The organism is Acinetobacter sp. B-6 (assembly GCF_056930735.1).
The window spans coordinates 1-329 of record NZ_JBXPBY010000062.1; the positions used below are offsets into that span (position 1 = coordinate 1).

Here is a 329-nt window from a genome sequence, read left to right on the forward strand (position 1 = left end):
AACCTGTTGCACTAAAGCCAGTAGCTGTTTGATTTTGTCCATTATAAACGGTTGATACGCTATTTGCCGTTACAGTCGCTTTGGCTTTGGCAATATCCAATGCACCATCGACAAAGGTCAGATCATAGTTTTTATCGACACCATTGGCTTTGTTCGTATAACTGCCTGCGTCTTTAACCGTTACAGATGCTGTGACACCCGTCAATACCGAACTATCTTCGCCATTGACCAAACCAGTAGCACTAAAGCCTGACACTGTTTGATTTTGTCCGTTATACACAGTGTTTAGACTATTTGCAGTGATTGTTGCTTTGGCTTTGGCAATATCT

At 41.9% G+C, this 329-nt stretch carries 1 protein-coding gene; it reads right to left on the reverse strand.

The window, feature by feature from the left end; genetic code table 11:
- The coding region (locus AC1Z3T_RS21235; protein ID WP_483396999.1) for an MBG domain-containing protein at window positions 1-329 on the reverse strand (329 nt) is incomplete at both ends.